Origin of the sequence: Massilia hydrophila, from assembly GCF_020208145.1 — a bacterium.
GTDB lineage: Bacteria > Pseudomonadota > Gammaproteobacteria > Burkholderiales > Burkholderiaceae_D > Telluria > Telluria hydrophila.
On record NZ_JAHYBX010000054.1, the window covers coordinates 1 to 452 of the forward strand.

The window sequence follows — 452 nt, forward strand, 5'->3', positions numbered from 1 at the left end:
TTGCCAACGTGGCGCAGGCGATCACGGCGCCTGGCGATGTCATCCTGTGTCCGAACCCGAGCTACCCGATTCATGCCTTCGGCTTCCTGATGGCTGGCGGCGTGATCCGCTCGGTGCCCTCGGAGCCGACGCCGCAGTTCTTCGAGGCGGTGGAGCGGGCGATCGTACATTCGATCCCGAAGCCGCTGGCGCTGGTCGTTTGCTATCCCTCGAACCCGACCGCCTATGTCGCGAGCCTCGATTTCTACAAGGATCTCGTCGCCTTCGCGAAGAAGCACGAGATCCTGATCCTGTCCGACCTTGCTTATGCCGAGGTCTATTTCGACGAGAACAACCCGCCGCCCTCGGTGCTGCAGGTGCCCGGCGCGATCGACGTCACCGTCGAATTTACCTCGATGTCGAAGACCTATTCGATGGCCGGCTGGCGCATGGGCTTTGCGGTCGGCAATGAG

At 62.4% G+C, this 452-nt stretch carries 1 protein-coding gene; it reads left to right on the forward strand.

All coding sequences use genetic code 11. The annotated features are described in order from the left end of the window. A partial coding sequence (locus LE190_RS21465) for an aminotransferase class I/II-fold pyridoxal phosphate-dependent enzyme (RefSeq protein WP_225240611.1) occupies positions 1–452 on the forward strand: 452 nt, incomplete at both ends.